The sequence below is a fragment of the Microseira sp. BLCC-F43 genome (genome assembly GCF_041929235.1).
Lineage (GTDB): Bacteria > Cyanobacteriota > Cyanobacteriia > Cyanobacteriales > Aerosakkonemataceae > Microseira.
The window spans coordinates 92,983-110,398 of sequence record NZ_JBHFNP010000022.1; the positions used below are offsets into that span (position 1 = coordinate 92,983).

The 17,416-nt window shown below is 44.3% G+C and carries 13 protein-coding genes; 12 read left to right on the top strand and 1 reads right to left on the bottom strand.

Features of this window, described 5'->3' with window-relative positions; all coding sequences use genetic code 11:
• Window positions 1-93 precede the first annotated feature (93 nt).
• From ACE1CM_RS02920 to ACE1CM_RS02960, 9 genes are all read left to right on the top strand, one after another.
• On the top strand, window positions 94-1,350 hold the full coding sequence (locus ACE1CM_RS02920; RefSeq protein ID WP_374875904.1) for an NAD(P)/FAD-dependent oxidoreductase: 1,257 nt from the start codon (window positions 94-96) through the stop codon (window positions 1,348-1,350).
• A 34-nt stretch (window positions 1,351-1,384) separates the two neighbouring features.
• Window positions 1,385-3,265, top strand: a complete 1,881-nt coding sequence (locus ACE1CM_RS02925; protein ID WP_374875905.1) for a DCC1-like thiol-disulfide oxidoreductase family protein — start codon at window positions 1,385-1,387, stop codon at window positions 3,263-3,265.
• Window positions 3,266-3,488: 223 nt separating this feature from the next.
• Window positions 3,489-5,033, top strand: a complete 1,545-nt coding sequence (locus tag ACE1CM_RS02930; protein WP_374875906.1) for an MBOAT family O-acyltransferase — start codon at window positions 3,489-3,491, stop codon at window positions 5,031-5,033.
• 11 nt (window positions 5,034-5,044) lie between these two features.
• A complete protein-coding gene (locus ACE1CM_RS02935) occupies window positions 5,045-6,271 on the top strand; it encodes a hypothetical protein (protein ID WP_374875907.1) in 1,227 nt (408 codons plus the stop codon).
• A 79-nt stretch (window positions 6,272-6,350) separates the two neighbouring features.
• Window positions 6,351-7,979 (top strand): glycosyltransferase family 39 protein, encoded by a 1,629-nt coding sequence (locus tag ACE1CM_RS02940; RefSeq protein ID WP_374875908.1) that lies wholly within the window; start codon window positions 6,351-6,353, stop codon window positions 7,977-7,979.
• A gap of 44 nt (window positions 7,980-8,023) precedes the next feature.
• Window positions 8,024-9,034: a glycosyltransferase family 2 protein gene (locus tag ACE1CM_RS02945; protein ID WP_374875909.1), complete on the top strand. Its 1,011-nt coding sequence runs from the start codon at window positions 8,024-8,026 to the stop codon at window positions 9,032-9,034.
• A gap of 48 nt (window positions 9,035-9,082) precedes the next feature.
• Window positions 9,083-10,675: a hypothetical protein gene (locus ACE1CM_RS02950; RefSeq protein ID WP_374875910.1), complete on the top strand. Its 1,593-nt coding sequence runs from the start codon at window positions 9,083-9,085 to the stop codon at window positions 10,673-10,675.
• Window positions 10,676-10,697: 22 nt separating this feature from the next.
• Window positions 10,698-11,030 carry an SMR family transporter gene (locus ACE1CM_RS02955; protein WP_374875911.1) on the top strand — a complete coding sequence of 111 codons (333 nt, stop codon included), beginning with the start codon at window positions 10,698-10,700 and terminating at the stop codon, window positions 11,028-11,030.
• A 170-nt stretch (window positions 11,031-11,200) separates the two neighbouring features.
• Window positions 11,201-12,202, top strand: a complete 1,002-nt coding sequence (locus ACE1CM_RS02960) for a beta-ketoacyl-ACP synthase III (protein ID WP_374875912.1) — start codon at window positions 11,201-11,203, stop codon at window positions 12,200-12,202.
• Between the two features lie 213 nt (window positions 12,203-12,415).
• Here ACE1CM_RS02960 and ACE1CM_RS02965 read toward each other — a convergent pair whose 3' ends face one another.
• On the bottom strand, window positions 12,416-14,317 hold the full coding sequence (locus ACE1CM_RS02965; protein WP_374875913.1) for an ABC transporter ATP-binding protein: 1,902 nt from the start codon (window positions 14,315-14,317) through the stop codon (window positions 12,416-12,418).
• Between the two features lie 458 nt (window positions 14,318-14,775).
• Between ACE1CM_RS02965 and ACE1CM_RS02970 the strand changes: the two genes are divergently transcribed.
• Genes ACE1CM_RS02970 through ACE1CM_RS02980 form a run of 3 tightly spaced genes read left to right on the top strand, consistent with a single transcriptional unit; the run spans window position 14,776 to window position 17,345 of the window.
• Window positions 14,776-15,150, top strand: coding sequence for a hypothetical protein (locus ACE1CM_RS02970; protein ID WP_374875914.1), 375 nt, complete (start codon window positions 14,776-14,778; stop codon window positions 15,148-15,150).
• 27 nt (window positions 15,151-15,177) lie between these two features.
• Window positions 15,178-16,098 carry a CHAT domain-containing protein gene (locus tag ACE1CM_RS02975; protein ID WP_374875915.1) on the top strand — a complete coding sequence of 307 codons (921 nt, stop codon included), beginning with the start codon at window positions 15,178-15,180 and terminating at the stop codon, window positions 16,096-16,098.
• A gap of 26 nt (window positions 16,099-16,124) precedes the next feature.
• Entirely contained in the window at window positions 16,125-17,345 is a 1,221-nt protein-coding gene (locus ACE1CM_RS02980; RefSeq protein ID WP_374875916.1) for an RNA-guided endonuclease InsQ/TnpB family protein, read from the top strand.
• The last annotated feature ends 71 nt before the right edge of the window (window positions 17,346-17,416 follow it).

A 17,416-nucleotide genomic window follows, 5' to 3' on the forward strand; every position in this document is an offset into this window, starting at 1 on the left:
AGGTGAGCAATGACCAATGACCGATGACCAATTAGCAATTAGCAATTAGCAATTAGCAATGACCAATTAGCAATTAGCAATTAGCAATGACCAATGACTAAAATTTGCATTCTTGGTGGCGGCTTTGGCGGACTTTATACGGCTTTGTACTTGCGGCGGTTTCCCTGGCTGAAATCACCCGATTGCCAAATTACTTTAGTCGATCAAAAAGAGCGTTTCCTGTTTACGCCATTACTCTATGAATTGGTAACGGATGAACTGAAACCTTGGGAAATTGCGCCCTCTTTTGAGAAGTTGCTGGCTAATAAAGATATCCAATTTTGTCAGGCAACAATTGAGGGAGTGGATTTAAAAGCGCGCCAGGTAAAACTATTAGGCGGAGATAGACTCGCTTACGACTACCTGGTTTTAGCTGTGGGGGGAAAGACGCGCACCGATGGCGTACCGGGTGCTGCCGAATACGCGCTGCCATTCCGCACGTTAGCAGATGCGCGGTATCTGGATGAAAGACTGCGCTCGCTGGAAGCTACCGACTTACCCCAAATTCGCGTTGCCACGATCGGCGGTGGCGCTTCTGGGGTAGAGTTAGCTTGTAAAGTCGCGGATCGTTTGGGTAAAAGGGGACACATCTTGCTCGTCGAACGGGGCGATCAAATTCTCAAACCCTTTCCTAGTGGGATTCGCCGGGGGGCTTACCGCGCCTTGCAAGCGCGTCAGATACAGGTAGAATTGCGAACGGGTGTAGATGCGATCGCTCCCAATCAAATTACCTTAGTTCGCGACAATCGCTTTACCCCATTGGCGGTAGATCTAGTGCTTTGGACTGCGGGAACTAAATCAATTGATTGGGTATCCCAGCTGGATTGTCAGCAAAACGATCTAGGACAATTACTGACTTTACCAACATTACAGTTAGTCGATTATCCAGAAGTTTTAGCCTTGGGAGATATGGCAGAAATCCAATATCCCAAAGCGCAACGGATACCAGCAACGGCACAGGTAGCTTATCAACAAGCAGACTGCGCCGCCCACAATCTCAAAGCATTAATGAAGCGTCGCCCATTACGACACTTCCGCTATTTGCACTTGGGAGATATGCTGACATTGGGCGTCAATGCCGCCGTGGTATCGAGTTTTGGCATCAATTTAGAAGGAAGTTTGGCAAGCATCACCAGACAAATGGTTTACCTCCAACGTCTGCCAACGCTGCGCCATCGCCTCCAAGTCTTGTGGCATTGGATTGTTAGCGGATGCAAGAATCTATTGCAGTTATTGTCAAATCGGTTTTCTAGTCAGGGTAAAAGGAGTGCAAATTACTCGCAGGGAGTGAAGAAACTATCCCAAAAGTAGGTTTTTAAACGCAGATAATTAAGGTCTATGGTTTATGGCTCCTAGTCAACAAAAAGGTAAACTAGCTCTCGGTGAAAAACTGGAGCAATTATTTGGACTCGACTTGCGATCGCTTGCAGCATTTCGCATCGGTGTAGCGCTGATTATTATCGCCGATTTAATTATCCGGTTTGGAGATATTCAATCGCTTTATAGCGACGCTGGTGTATTGCCCCTCGCCGCACGCAGAGAAATCGTCAATCCTTTGTATTGGTCGCTACATGCGATTAGCGGTTTGCCTGTAGTCCAAGCAATTTTGTTCGTTTTGGCGATGTTGATCGCCTTGGCGTTTCTGGTAGGGTATCGTACCCGATTGGCAGCGATCGCATCGTGGGCGTTGCTGATATCGTTGCAAAACCGCAACCCCTTCTTGCTATTTGCTGGCGATGACATGTTGCGCGCTTTAATGTTTTGGGCGATGTTTTTACCTCTAGGTGCAGCGTATTCAATCGATAGCGCCCTCAATACATCCACCAAACCTTTACCAAAGCGCATCCTTACCGGGGCTACAATTGCGCTAACGTTACAAGTTTTCTACGTCTACATCTTCTCGGCTGCCTATAAAACCACTAGCACGGTTTGGTGGCCCGATTTAACTGCGGTTTATTATGCGCTAAGTTTCGATCAATACGCCGCCCCGTTGGGTAAATTCTTGCTCAACTTCCCGCCGCTGCTGACAATTTCTACCTTGTTTACCTTGATACTGGAGTGGATCGGGCCGCTGTTGATTTTAGTGCCATTCCGCACAGTATTCTTCCGTACTGCTACGGTGATTACGTTTATCCTGTTACACGTCGGGTTTGGATTAACGCTGCAAATCGGGTTGTTTCCAGCGTTGGGAATCTTTACCTGGTTGGTGTTTATCCCCAGCGAAGTTTGGGATGGAATATATCAGCGAATTTATACCCCGCAGCGGTCAGGACTGAGAATTTATTACGATGCCGATTGCGGTTTTTGTAAGAAAGTCGTCCACCTAATTCGCACGTTCCTGATTTTACCCAAGACGCCCTTGCTGATGGCGCAGGAGGACGAATCGATTTATGCCGACATGCGGGAGAAAAATTCTTGGGTGGTAGTGGATTGGCAGCAAAATCGGCACTATAAATGGGAAGGAATCGCTTATGTGGTCAGTCTATCTCCCATATTATGGTTCCTCGCACCAGTCCTGAGATTACCGCCGTTGATGGCGGTCGGGAATAAATTCTACGAAAAGATTGCAACGAATCGTCGAATAGCCGGTAACTTTACCAAACCTTTGAAATGGCGTCCTCTGGAGGTGAATAATTCGCAAATACTCAATATCGTCACCTTGCTGTTGCTAGCTTACGTCACGGTATGGAATTTTAGAAATTTTGTTGAGTTAACCTCGCAACGAGGTACTCTAAAATCTAAGGCTATACTCTCTACCCAGAGAGTTCTCAAATCTAAGACTTTCAATTCGATAGATTGGATCAGTCGCGTTTTACGCATAGACCAATCTTGGAGTATTTTCGCACCCGCGCCACCCGTAGATGATGGTTGGTACGTAATACCAGGCAAACTTAAGGATGGAAAGCAGGTCGATGTTCTCCAAAATAGCGATAAGGTCAACTGGGAAAAGCCAAGCATTAGCGCCAGGGATGCGCTTTATCGCAATATGCAATGGCGCGGTTATTTTATCAATCTCAATCGTGCGATTGGTAAGAAACTTTTCCCCTACTACGCAAAGTATATCTGTCGCGATTGGAACGCGAGGCATCAGGGTGACAAACAACTCAAGAGTTTTGAAATCTACTTAATGGATGAAGAAACCGTCCCACCCGGTCAAACCCAGACTGTGAAAAAAGAGCGCAAGTGGCCTAAATCCAAAGGGTCGCAATCTTGCGAGAAACTTTAACTGGGAACTCATTCAGATTGGATAGCGGTCCGACGATCCTATCACCTTTGTTTCTACGTATATCTCTAGTTCCAAAGCAAAGATTTTTCACAGAAACAAAGGTGATTTGCGTAACCTATCCCCCTAAATTTCGCTCCTATCACCTTTGTTTCTGGATGCGTTCGCGTAGCGTGCCGGAGGCATATCTCTAGTTCCAAAGCAACGATGTTTCACAGAAACAAAGGTGATTTGCGTAACCTATCCCCCTAAATTTGGCATCACCCCCACTGCTGCACCCATGCTTTTCAACTCTTACATCTTTATCTTTATCTTTTTACCCATTACTCTGGTAGGTTTTTTTAGCTTCTCCAGATTTCGCAAAACTCACCTAGCAGTTGCGTGGTTAACCCTCTGTTCGGTGATTTTTTATGGGTACTGGAATCCCGCCTACCTGCCGATTATCCTGATTTCGATGGCGGTTAATTACCAAGTGGGGTTGCGGATTAGTAACGCTAGACAGACGAGTAAAAAAGCCCAAATCCTGCTGTGGTTAGGGCTGTTTTTTAATTTAGCGTTGCTGGGATATTACAAATACGCCAACTTCTTTGTGTCTAATCTGCCTTTTCCTGCGATCGCTAACTTCATCGAAGCGCAACTCAACACGAAAAGTATCGTTCTCCCCCTGGCAATTTCCTTCTTCACCTTCCAACAAATTGCCTATCTAGTAGACGCCTATCGCGGCGAAACCAAAGAATATAACTTGGTCGATTACTGCTTATTCGTCACCTTTTTCCCCCAGTTAATTGCAGGTCCCATCGTCCATCACAAAGAAGTTATTCCCCAGTTTCGCAAGGCGCGAACCTTCCTATTATCCCACAAAAACCTGGCCTTGGGTATCGCCATGTTTACCTTGGGATTATCCAAAAAAGTCTTAATTGCAGATAATTTATCTCCCTGGGTAGCCCCCGCTTTTAACCATGCTAGCGATCTGAATTTTATCGAAGCATGGGTGGGTGCGTTGAGCTATACCTATCAGCTTTATTTTGATTTTTCCGGTTACTCGGATATGGCGATCGGTTTGGGTTTAATGTTCAACGTCCGTCTATCGATGAATTTTAACTCGCCTTACAAAGCAACTTCCATCAGCGACTTTTGGCGACGCTGGCACATCACTTTATCCAACTTTCTGCGCGACTATTTATACATTCCTTTGGGTGGAAGTCGCCGGGGAGAAATCCGCCGCTACACCAATCTTTTCATCACCATGTTATTAGGCGGACTGTGGCACGGTGCGGGTTGGACTTTTGTCATCTGGGGCGGACTTCACGGGGTGTATCTTTGCATCAACCATGGGTGGCGACAGTTGAATAAACCATTGCCTAAATTTTTAGCATGGACGATAACATTTTTAGCCGTCATCGCTGCTTGGGTATTATTTAGAGCGAAAAACGTGCCAGATGCAATGGAAATTTTGCAGGCAATGGCGGGAATGAAGGGAATAGTATTCCCGGGAGAAGCGCAAGGTAGGTTAGGGATATTAACCCAATTTGGCATCCAGGTTCAGAGTTGGAAAGACATGGTATACGTCCCCGAAGTAAACGGAAATAAAGCCTTGACTTTAGTTGTTTTAGCCGTGGTAACTGTATGCGCTACTAAGTTACCAAATAGCGAGGAAATGCTCAAAAAATTAAAGCCAAACTGGGGATGGGCAATCTGGATAGGTGCTTTAGCCAGTCTGTCTTTACTTTCACTCAACCGCGTGTCTGAATTCCTTTACTTCCAGTTTTAATTTATCCCAATATGACTACAGAACGTCGATTCAATTTAGGTTTCTTAGGTTTCTCCAACCAAAAAAAGCCTCGGGTTTGGGGGAGTAAATACCGTAAGTTTAACTTACTTGTATTAATAGCGGCATTCACTCCGATGGCGGCGGTAGGTTTATTCAATGTCGCCCTCGATCCCTACGGAGTTTTTGATAGTCCGAAAATCGCGGGAATCAATCAATCAAAACCGAGAAAGGGAAACAACGATAGGTTATTCAAAGCTACCGATATTATTCGGATTAAACCGGCGACGCTTTTGTTTGGTTCGTCTAGAACCAGACAAGGTTTAGATCCAAATTATGCGGCTTTAAAGGATAAACAACCAGCGTATAACTTGGGACTAAATGGCGCGAATCCTTACGAACAACTGCGGTATTTGGAACATGCGATCGCTAACAACAAAAACCTGAAGACCGTCATCATCGGCATTGATTTCTTTATGTTCAATGCCTACAACCAAAATCAACCGGGTTTTACGGAAGAAAGATTGGAAAAGCAAAGCATTAGTTTACCAGACACCATGAATGTTGTCTTTTCCATCGATGCCCTTTTTTCCAGTCTAGAAACCCTGGATTCGAGTAAAAATCCCCAAAATAAAGAAGGGGATAGCCTCAAAGGATTTATGCCTTATAAGAACATCGATTTAGGCAAAAAGGTAACTGATTGGAGGTTTGTTAATTCTTATAAGGTTTATTTCAAAAACCATGCCAAGTATCAGCTATCGGAGAAATATTTAGCTGATTTTAAAACATTTGTCGAAACCTGCAAAAAACACGGCATAACCTTAAAAGTCTATATCTCTCCAGGACATGCCACAGATAACGAAGCAATTCGATCAACTGGACATTGGTCAACCCAAGAAAAGTGGAAACGCGAGATTGTAAAAATAGTCCCGGTTTGGGATTTTTCTGGCTATAACAGCATTACGTCCGAACCGATTAAAGCAGGCATGAAAAATTACGCCGACAGTTCCCACTATCGGGAAAATATCGGCAATTTAATCCTGAATCGGGTGCTAAATTATCAATCGAATACAGTGCCTAAAGACTTCGGAGTCCTCATTACTCCAGAAAATCTCGAATCCCATCTAGCTAAAATTAACGCTAACCGGGAAAATTGGTTCGTAAAAAACCAGAAAGAAGCCAAGTTAGTGGAAAATATAAAGCGCGATTATGACAAACTAATTGCCGAAGAAAATAAATAGCAAATTCAACCAATATATAGTCATGAAACAACCCCGGATCTTCGAGATGCTAAATTTGATAAAAAATCAGAAGCTTATTATGACAAGCTGGCAAATTTTGCTCGTTATTATATTAGTCTTAGGGTTGTTTTTCCGATTCGCGAATCTCGACCGTAAAGTCTACTGGAGCGATGAAACTTTTACTTCCATAAGAGTTTCTGGCTACACAGCAGAAGCATATACAAATAAAATTTTGGAGGGGAATGAATTAGGAATAAAAGACTTTCACAAATATCAGCATCTCAATTCAGAAAAGAGTTTGCCTGACTTAGTTAATGGATTGGCAGTAGAAGAACCCCAAAACCCACCCCTTTATTTTATGATGGTGCGATTTTGGGTGCAGTGGTTTGGTGAATCAGCGGCAATTACAAGAAGTTTTTCTGCCGCAATTAGTTTGCTATCATTGCCTTGCATTTATTGGCTATGCCACGAATTATTTGGATTACCTTTAGCTGGTGCGATCGCAATGGCACTACTAGCAAGTTCACCATTGCACGTCTTGTACGCACAGGAAGCGCGACCCCATAGTTTGTGGACGCTGACAATTTTACTATCCGGTGCAGCACTGCTGCGAGCAATTCGCCTGGGAACAAAGCTCAACTGGAGTATTTATGCAGTCGCTCTAGCTTTGAGCCTTTATACTTATATGTTTTCGGCGTTGGTGGCGATTGGACATGGCATTTATGTAGTTGTAAACTCAGGCTTTCGATTCACCAAAACAGTTAAGGATTACTTAATTGCTTCTCTGGCGGGTATTTTACTTTTCTCACCTTGGATATTCGCTATTGTAACCAGCGTTTCAAAAACCCAGGAAACAACTAGCTGGACTAAGTTAAAAGTGTCTTTAATATTGCTAATAAGGACGTGGCTGCTTAACCTGAGTCGGGTTTTTATTGATTTAGATTATAACTTCCTGACGCGCAATGATTTGATGTATTTAGTCATCCCATTAGTGGCAATTTTGTTCTGTTATTCTATTTATTTTTTAGTGAAGATCGCGCCGATAAAAATTTGGTTATTTATTTTAACGTTGATGGGAGTGACGGCGATGGCTTTAATCCTGCCGGATTTAATTGTAGGCGGGAGACGCTCTAGTGTAGTGCGATATGTCATCCCCTGTTATTTGGGAATTCAGTTAGCGATCGCATACCTTTTCGCTGCTAAGATATCTATGTCTTTTCAAATCTGGCAACAGAGGTTATGGCGGATTGCTATGGTCGCACTGATTTCGGGTGGAATTGTCTCTTGTGCAGTCAGTTTTCAAGCACAAAGTTGGTGGAATAAATACAACAGCTTCCATATACCCGATGTCGCTAGCATTATTAATCAATCCGAACGCCCACTTGTTCTCTGGTCGGGTGTACCTCCTCTAGATTTAACTTATTTACTAAATCCAAATGTAAAACTTCAGCCAGTGATGCGTCAAACCATTGATCTGCCCGATGGGGAGAGAGTCCAAAAACATTCATTAAAACCTATTGCTGAAGGATTCAGCGATATTTTTGCCTTCGGTCATAACGACCCGAATTCCCACCTAGTTCAAGAATTTTTGCAGCAACAGCAGTATAAGCTAAAAGAAGTTCATCGCTCGAAGCGATGGATAGATCCGGTTTATGAAACGAAACTCGTACTTTGGAGGGTGTCAAAGGCACAAAAAACCAATAAATAAATTGGCGATAATTCAAAATATAGTTATTAGCAGCAGGTAAAGACATGCTAGACCGCTTACAAGAAATCAAAACACCCTCGCTGAAAAACCAGCGCATTGCCGTTTTGCTACCTTGTCGCAACGAGGGTTTAACTATTGCCCAAGTAGTGGCAGGTTTTCAAGCGGCGCTACCAGAGGCGAAAATCTACGTGTACGATAACCGCTCCACCGATAATACAGCAGAACAGGCAGCGGCGGCGGGTGCGATCGTGCGGTACGAACGCATTCCAGGTAAAGGAAACGTCGTTCGGCGAATGTTTGCCGATATCGAGGCGGATATCTACGTCATGGCAGATGGGGACAACACCTACGAAGCAGCGGCAGTCCGCAGACTGATCCAGTTTTTGTTAGTTGAACGACTGGACATGGTAGTAGGTGCGAGACGCGAGATAGCCAAAGATAGCGAAGCTTACCGTCCCGGTCACCGCTTCGGTAATATATTTCTCAAAACCTGCGTTCAATTACTATTTGGAGCGCGCCTAGTCGATATGCTTTCTGGATATCGGGTCTTCTCCCGTCGATACGTCAAATCTTTTCCCGCACTATCGAATGGGTTCGAGATTGAAACCGAGTTTACAGTACACGCCCTTGAACTGAAAATGCCGTTTATTGAAGAACCGACGTTATATGGTTCGCGTCCGCCCGGTTCAACTAGCAAACTCAGGACATTTCAAGATGGTTGGCGAGTTTTAGGGACGGCAATTTTGTTATTTAAAGAAGCGCGACCTTTTCTATTTTTTGGCATTATCTTTCTGCTGCTGGCAGCATTTTCCATCCTTTTAGGTATTCCCGTTGTCGAAGATTTTTTCCAAACTGGATTAGTACCGCGATTTCCCACTGCAATTTTAGCAGCGTCCACAATGTTGCTCGCTTTTCTCAGCCTCACCTGCGGGATGATTTTAGATTCAGTAGCGCGCGGGCGGCGAGAAACCAAACGCATGGTTTATCTTTCCTATCCCGCACCCGAAGCGGGGATTTATGAAAGTGCAACTGATGAAAGTCATCCCCTCAATTAACAGCCTAATCATCTCTTACGCACCTTATTTAAACCATAGCGAGGCAGGATGAAGACCGTTACAAAAATAGCCCTAATTGCCTTATTATGGCTAACCGTCATCAACTCAGGTAGTCTGGGAAGTTTAGATACCGACCTGAGATTGCAGATGGCTAACGCCTGGTGGACGGGAACTGAAGAAGTAAGAATTCCCCCTGGATATAAACTCAAGGTGCGGGGAGATATCGTCGCCGGAATTATGGGAGTTGGGGGTAAGCGTTACATCGCTTACGAACAAGGACAGTCGGTGCTGATGCTTCCTGGAGATTGGTTGGGAACTCAACTGCATCGCTGGTTTCCCGCAATTCCCGAAAAAGATATGCGGGATTTAGTCGTTAATTTCTTAATTTTTATCCCGTTAAATATCGCTGCTGTAGTTGCTTGTTTTTGGTTGCTGACGCTGTTTAATTTTAGCGAGAGAGTCTCTGGTTTAGCCAGCCTTCTATTATTACTCGGTACGACGTTTTTGCACTACGCCCAAGTGCATCAACATAACAATCAAGTGCTGCTGTTTGTCACGATTGGTTACGCTGGTGCTTTAGCTTGCACGCTGCGGGGAAATCTGCGGATGGCTGCTATTAGCGGGTTGGCTTTGGGTGGGACGGTTTTGCTCAGAATTACCAGCACGATTCATGGCTTTACCATACTAACTTTTCTCGTCGGTTGTATGGCTTATAAAACCCGCGACAAGGATAAAACTATCAAGGCGGCGGGACTTTGGATCGCTGGTTTTATTCCCGTTGCTTTGGTAGGAAGAATTTTTGATTTCATCCGCTACGGCAGCTTTTTTGCCACGGGTAAAAGTGTAGAAAAACAGCAATTAGCCACCGATCCAATGTGGACGGGATTGCCCGATTTACCCGCAAATTATCCCTTGGTAAATGAACCGCATGTCGGGATTTTAGGGGCGCTGATTACACCGGCAAAAAGTATTTTTATTTACGATCCGTTACTGATACCTTGCATAATCTTGGGAATTATTTTCTGGAAACGACTTTCCCCTTATATTCAGTGGTATCTGATTACCGGGTTTTTTAACCTGGGTTTACATTTAGCTGCTTATAGTCGATTCATTTTCTGGCACGGTGATTCAGCTTGGGGTGCAAGGTATCAAGTTACCACGGTTCAGATGATACTGATTCCGCTGCTGGGATTGTTCGTGCATCAAATTTTATCGGAACGGGGGTTAAGGGCTTGGCTGATGCGTGGTATTGTAACGATAGCCATCATGGTGCAAATTGCCTCTGTGACCATGCCAATGAATCTGGAGATCTTTCAAACCCAGGTGGGAATGCCAGGGAGTCGCTTGGACTTCCGGTTAGCTCAACGTTTGACTAATATGGTTTGCTTGGTCAACAGTTCTTTTTCTAGGGGGTGCGTTGAAAGAAATCCTGATAAAAAGCGTTTTGTACAAGAGTGGAATCACATCTATTTTCTGCCGTTTAATTTCAGCCATAAAGCGGCGGAGAATCCAAATTTAGTTAATTTTACCAGGATTTTGTATGGGTTATGGGGATTAGTTTTAGTCGGCGCGATCGCTGCCACTCTCTGGTTCGTTTTTTGGTCATCTGGTCAAGCACCAGAGTTGATGAAATTGAGTTAATTAATGTAAGTAAGGGGTTGAGATGAATAACGTATTAATTCTGATAGCTCTAGTTCCATTCTCGGTTGTCCTGAATACAATGGGTCAGATTTTACTAAAATCAGGCTCGGGTCAAGGAATGGTAAATCTCAACGTGTTCTTGGGACTTGTTGCTTATGCTGTCAGTACTGTTTCCTATATTTTAATCTTAAAAAGACTGAACGTATCGGTGGCTTATCCTTTGGTTTTTGGTTTGACGATTGTTGCCACAACTTTGGCGGGATCCAATATTTTAAAGGAGTCAGTGACGGTGCAACAGTGGATGGGTGTCGGGTTGGTAATTAGCGGAATTTGTGCAATTAGTTTTGGTAAATAAGATAGGGGAATTGGTAATTGGAAATTGGTAATGGCTAATTGCTAATTGCTTAATAAACAGTGTGGAAAATTCAGGCATGATTCCTGAAAAAACTTATGGTAGTTTGAATAAATTGAATAAGATACCAGGGTGAATAGGTTAAGAAACTGATTAATTTGAAAGGAAGAATAATGTTGCAACAACCGATGACAGGAATTGCTATTACGGGTAGTGGTTCGGCTACACCAAGGCTGGCTGTAGATAATTATATGCTCTCGCAGGTGGTCGAAACATCAGATGAATGGATTGCTTCGCGCACGGGGATTAAGCAGCGACGATTGGCAGATCCTCAAACCAGTTTAAGCGCGATCGCAACTATTGCAGCACAGAATGCGATCGCTATGGCAGGCATTACGCCAATGGATATCGATTTAATTATTCTGGCAACATCCAGCGCCGACGATTTATTTGGTAGCGCTTGTCAAGTTCAGGCAGAATTAGGAGCTTCTCGAGCTGTTGCTTTCGACCTCACTGCCGCCTGTTCGGGATTTGTTTTTGGTTTGGTGACCGCAGCACAATATATCAGAACCGGCGTTTATCAAAATATATTGTTAATTGGCGCCGATATGCTTTCTCGCTGGGTAGATTGGTCAGACCGTAGCACTTGTGTATTATTCGGCGATGGAGCGGGTGCTGTAGTACTTCAAGCAAGCGAAAAAGATCGCCTGCTTGGTTTTGAACTCCGCAGCGATGGAACGCAAAATAAATCCCTCAATCTCGCTTATCAAGGACAAGCGAAAGAATTATTTGAAGGCACAACAATTAGTCAGGGAAATTATCACCCGGTTACCATGAACGGTCAAGAAGTGTATCGCTTTGCCGTGCAGAAAGTTCCCGAAGTAATTGAAAAAGCTTTACATCGGGCAAATTTAAGCGTCGAGGGGGTAGACTGGTTACTGTTGCATCAAGCAAATCAACGGATATTGGATGCAATCGCCAACCGTCTCAAAATACCTACCGAAAAAGTTATCAGCAATCTTGCTAACTACGGCAATACTTCCGCCGCTTCTATTCCCCTCGCTTTGGATGAACAAGTAAGACAGGGAAAAATTAAACCAAACGACACAATTGTAACTTCAGGTTTTGGTGCCGGACTGACTTGGGGTGCAGCAATTTTCCAATGGGGAAGGTGACTTGAGCAGGTGAGCAATGCTAGTTATAAACTCGCTAATTGCTAATTGCTAATTGCTAATACAGCATTTCTCCTAACACTAGCCATTAGCCATTAGCCATTAGCTCCAGGTTTGAAATAACTAGCAACTTGAGTTAATAGGTAATTGGTAATTGGATTCATTCGTGCTGGAACCGTGACAATTACCAATTACCAATTACCCATTACCTATTACCTAATTCCCCAACATTTGCAACTTGTACAAACTAGCATAAAGTCCGCCTTGTTGTAGCAATTCCTGATGACTACCCGACTCGATTAATTGCCCCCGCTTTAATACTAAAATCCGATCTACATTGCGAATAGTAGAAAGGCGGTGGGCAATAATAATTGCCGTGCGTCCTACTAAAAGTCGGTCTAAAGCATCTTGAATTAATGCTTCCGTTCGCACATCTAAACTCGCGGTTGCTTCATCTAGCACTAAAATTCTCGGAGCGCGGATCGCAGCACGAGCAAAGGCTAAAAGTTGTTTTTGACCGCCAGATAAATTCGTTCCCCTTTCTCTAAGTTGGGTGTCGTAACCTTGGGGTAATTGTTCGATAAATTGGGCGACATTTGTGTTTTCTGCAGCAGCAACAACTTGCTCAAAAGCATAAGTTTCCCCCAAGGTTATGTTACTTTTCACATCTCCAGCAAACAGAAATCCGTCTTGCAGAATAACGCCCATATAGCGGCGTAATTCCGTCTGCGGTACGTCTCGGATATCGACGCCATCCAAAAGAATCCGACCTTTTGTAGGTTCGTAGAGGCGGCATAATAGCCGGATTATAGAACTTTTACCAGCACCCGTGGGGCCAACTAATGCGACTTTTTCACCCGGATGAATCGTAAAGTCTAAGTCTTGAATAACGTATTCGTCTTGTTTGTAAGCAAACCAAACATGTTCAAATTTGATTTCGCCTGGTAATGGGTAATGGGTAATTGGTAATTGGTAATTCTCATCTGTGCCTCTGCTCTCCCGCTGTCGCGATCCTCTGCTATCCATCTCGAATGGTAATGATTTAGGATTTTCGGGGTCGCGAATTTCGATCGGTTCGTTGAGGATGTCAGCTATGCGTTCTACGGCGGTGAATCCTGCTTGAATTGAGGTGAATTTTTCGGCAAATTGTCTTAAGGGGTCGAAGAGACGTTGGGCATATAAAATAAAGGCAGATAGAGTACCGAAACTGAGTTTATCTTGCAGAATCTGAAGTCCACCTAACCATAAAACGCCTGCGATCGCTACCAACGAAATCCACTCCAGCGTGGCAGATACCGCTGAGTCGTGAAAGATGGTTGCATCTACTTCTTTGATATAGCGTTTGTTGATAGTTCGGAACAGTTCGGCATTGAACTTTTCCCGCCGGAATAGCTGAACGACATTAATCCCCAAAATATTTTCTTGCAGCGTCGCGTTAAGCGCAGAAAGTTCTTCCCTGGCAAAATAATTCGCTTGGCGGTACTGCTGTTGAAAATAAATAATTACACCCGTTACGGGAATCAGCATTAGTACTAGCATTGTCGCCAGTTGCCATTGCAGGGAAAACATAGCGATCGCAATCACCAAAATCGAAAACAAATCGCTCACAATACCGATAGCACCCGTGGTAAACACATCTCCCAACGCTTCCACATCGCTAGTGAGGCGGGTAATCAATTTTCCTACTGGAGTCCGGTCAAAAAATCTGACCGCCAAAGAGGTAACGTGGTCGAACAAATCCTCGCGAATGGCGTTGGTAATTTGTTGTCCCACCTTCTGCACGGTATAACTTTGGGTAGATACAAGCACCAACCGCCCTAATACCGTTAACAGCAGTAAACCGGCTAAAATATTTAACCCGGTTGATAAATCTCTACCTTGGAGAATCGACCAAGTTTGCTCTTTGCGAATTAAAGAAATTGCCTGTCCGATGATTAGGGGTTGAATTGCCCCAGATACCGCCACCGGCACCAATAATATCATCGAAAGCAAAAGCAGGCGTCCGCTACGACGCGCATAAGGGATTAACCGCAGGAATAAACGCCAGTCGCTTTCCCGCCGTTGGCGCTGCGATCGCTTATAATCGAGTTCTTCTGTCTCCCGCGATGACCCCGTCATGTGTATCCCACCCTACAGCACGCTTTCCAACTGTAGCGCAGGAGCGCCCCCAGGGGTGCTACCTCCAGACATAAGTAGGGACGTGGTATTAAGTTATCGATTCCTGGGATAGCATCGCCCTGTTGCTATTTAAACTTTGCTGGAAATTCCTTTAAGCTGGCAGGAACCTTACATCTATCATTGCAATTTTAAAAGCAAAACTTGCCCGATTTCTACAGCCCTAACTGCTCGTTTATCTATATACTTACGATCAAAAGCTTTCTTTGAGTCCACTTGAGTGGACTTGAGCTATTAGCCAGGGAATTTATTCCCTGGCGGGGTAAAACGGCAGGTGCAAGATCTGAGTATTGCAATGCTTCCCCATGCGCGCTATTGATCCCATGTATCCGGACTCCACCCCAATCTGCGTGAATCACTGAGTTAAGATAACAACAACCCGCATAACCACCAAAGCAGACATGGCGAGAAATTGGTTGCGCGTCAATCATGTAGCAAATACGATCCAAATTTCCTGGCAACGCGGACAATCAACCCCTCGATCTGCTCCAGAAGTAGCATTTCAACACCCTTTTGACGAGCAAGCACTGACAGATTTGCGGTGGTATTTAGAACAATACCTGCGCTTTCCCTACGGACTTGAACCCCAAAAAGCAGAACAGATAGAACAGAAATTGCAAGCTTGGGGACAGCAACTATTTGACATCATCTTCCGCAGCAGCGAGGAAGCGCGGACATTTTTTCAGGAGGCGACGCGAGAAGGGCTAGATCGATGCGAACTCAGTATTATTTCGGATGAACCGGAGATACTTAATTTACCTGGGGAATTGCTGTAATCGCCGGATTACCAATTTCTCGCGCCGTTGCTGGCTGGAACTTACCGCAGTCTCAGCAGTTATGCCGTGCGGGCAGAAATGGGGGCAATGTCGGATGAGAAGTTAAATATTTTACTCGTTATCGCGCGACCTTATGGTGAGCAGGATATTAATTTTCAAACGATTGCCCGTCCGGTGCTAGAAGCGCTGCAACCGATTCGGCAGCAGGTGAATCTCAAGGTATTGCGTCCCCCTAGTTTAAAGCAGTTTGAGGCAGAACTTCAGGCGCATAAAGGGTTTTATCAAATCGTCCATTTTGACGGACATGGGGATTTTGAAGCGAATAGCAAAACCGTTCAAACTCAATATGGAAAATTGGGACAAGGGATTTTAGTCTTTGAAGATGCAGAAGGCAACCCGGAAATTGTCACCGCTAGGGAGATTGCCCAATATTTAACCGATTGTCGCGTCCCGATTTTTCTGCTGAATGCTTGCAAATCGGGACAAGCGGGAGAAGAACCCTTTTCATCGGTGGCGGGACAGTTGGTGAAATTGGGTGCCAAAGGCGTGGTAGCAATGGCTTATTCTGTCTACGCGGAAGGGGCGAAACACTTCATGGCACGCCTGTATGGGGAATTGGTGCGGGGGGAAAGCATCGCCAGTGCTGTAGCGGCGGGGCGGAAATCCATGTCCATCCAGAAGCTGCGCCCCAGTCCCAAGGGCGATTTACCGTTGCAAGATTGGCTGGTGCCGGTATTGTATCAGCAAGAACCTTGCACGCCGTTTACTCCTAACACTGCACCGCCCAGCTTTTTAGACTTAATCAACGCCGCAGAAAACGCCCAATCCAAAATCGGCGTTCCCAGGCAGGAGCCAGGGAACGAGTTAAAATCCATCTTGGTTGATTTACCGAAAATTTTGGGTTTAAAGCCCCGCACTTCAGGGCGGCTTTTAGAATCTATGCTATAATCTTATCAGAGGATAAAACGATAAGAATGATTGTCTACGAAAGCAAATTAGAAGGAGAACAAAACCAGTATGAAAAGCTCGACGGGGCTATTCGTACTGGTCGTTTTGTTCGTAATTCTATTATTCGTGCTTGGATGGATAATCTAATCAAAAGTCGTAATGATGCTTATGCCTACTGTAAAACTCTAGGGGATAATCCTAAATTCCCTTGGGCTAAACAATTAAACTCTCAAGCCAGACAAGCTCATGCTGAGAGGGCTTGGGCTTCAATTGAGCGTTTTTATCATAATTGTAGAGCAAAAACACAAGGGAAAAAAGGATACCCGAAGTTTAAAAAATATCAAGTTAGAGACTCGGTTGAATACAAAGTAAGCGGTTGGAAATTATCAGAAGACCTCCGCTACTTAACATTCACCGATGGATTCAAAGCTGGAACTTTTAAACTTTGGGGAAGTAGAAACCTTCACTATTATCAACTAGAACAAATTAAGAGAGTTAGAGTTGTTAGAAGACATGATGGTTATTATGCACAATTTATAATCGACCATAAACGGGAGGAAAGTAAAGAATTAACGGGTAGGCAAATTGGCTTAGACGTTGGGTTAAATCATTTCTATACTGATAGTTTTGGTCAGAAAGTTGATAATCCTAGATTTCTGAGAAAAGACGAACATAGAATCAAAAAACTACAGCGTCGTCTCTCTAAGACAGAAAAAGGTAGTAAAAATAGAGCCAAAGCGAGAACTAAATTAGGTAGAGCGCATCTCAAGGTATCACGCAGACGTAACGACTGGGTTTGTAAATTAGCTCAGCACGTCATACGGTTTAACGACTTAGTAGCAGTTGAGAACCTAAAAGTGCGTAATATGATTAAAAACCACTGTCTAGCTAAATCAATATCTGATGCTGCATGGTATCGTTTTCGAGAGTGGTTAGAGTATTTTGGCGTTGTGTATGGAGTTCCAGTAATAACTGTTAATCCAAAATATACAAGTCAGAATTGCTCTAATTGCGGACAGATAGTGGTTAAAACACTAAGTACCCGTACCCATAAATGTCCTGATTGTGGTTATGTGGCGGACAGGGACGAAAATGCAGCATTGAATATTTTAAAAGCAGCCTTGAAAGAATGGGCAAATACCGTGGGGCGCACGGAATTTGAAGTCTCTGGAGAGATTCCCCTCTGTTTGAATCTGGAAACAGAAACAAATAAGGGAACTCGAAGAAAGAGAAAACCTAAGAAGTGATTCTTAGAATCTCCGCGCGTTCACGCCGGAGAGTACGTCAACGGAAGTCAGCGCCTATGGCTTTATCGGGC

Bases quoted from the DNA above. Each gene is read 5' to 3' on its own strand.
- ACE1CM_RS02920 (WP_374875904.1), top strand. From the start codon at position 94: ATGACTAAAATTTGCATTCTTGGTGGCGGCTTTGGCGGACTTTATACG.
- ACE1CM_RS02925 (WP_374875905.1), top strand. From the start codon at position 1,385: ATGGCTCCTAGTCAACAAAAAGGTAAACTAGCTCTCGGTGAAAAACTG.
- ACE1CM_RS02935 (WP_374875907.1), top strand. From the start codon at position 5,045: ATGACTACAGAACGTCGATTCAATTTAGGTTTCTTAGGTTTCTCCAAC.
- ACE1CM_RS02940 (WP_374875908.1), top strand. From the start codon at position 6,351: ATGACAAGCTGGCAAATTTTGCTCGTTATTATATTAGTCTTAGGGTTG.
- ACE1CM_RS02945 (WP_374875909.1), top strand. From the start codon at position 8,024: ATGCTAGACCGCTTACAAGAAATCAAAACACCCTCGCTGAAAAACCAG.
- ACE1CM_RS02950 (WP_374875910.1), top strand. From the start codon at position 9,083: ATGAAGACCGTTACAAAAATAGCCCTAATTGCCTTATTATGGCTAACC.
- ACE1CM_RS02955 (WP_374875911.1), top strand. From the start codon at position 10,698: ATGAATAACGTATTAATTCTGATAGCTCTAGTTCCATTCTCGGTTGTC.
- ACE1CM_RS02960 (WP_374875912.1), top strand. From the start codon at position 11,201: ATGTTGCAACAACCGATGACAGGAATTGCTATTACGGGTAGTGGTTCG.
- ACE1CM_RS02965 (WP_374875913.1), bottom strand. From the start codon at position 14,317: ATGACGGGGTCATCGCGGGAGACAGAAGAACTCGATTATAAGCGATCG.
- ACE1CM_RS02970 (WP_374875914.1), top strand. From the start codon at position 14,776: ATGGCGAGAAATTGGTTGCGCGTCAATCATGTAGCAAATACGATCCAA.
- ACE1CM_RS02980 (WP_374875916.1), top strand. From the start codon at position 16,125: ATGATTGTCTACGAAAGCAAATTAGAAGGAGAACAAAACCAGTATGAA.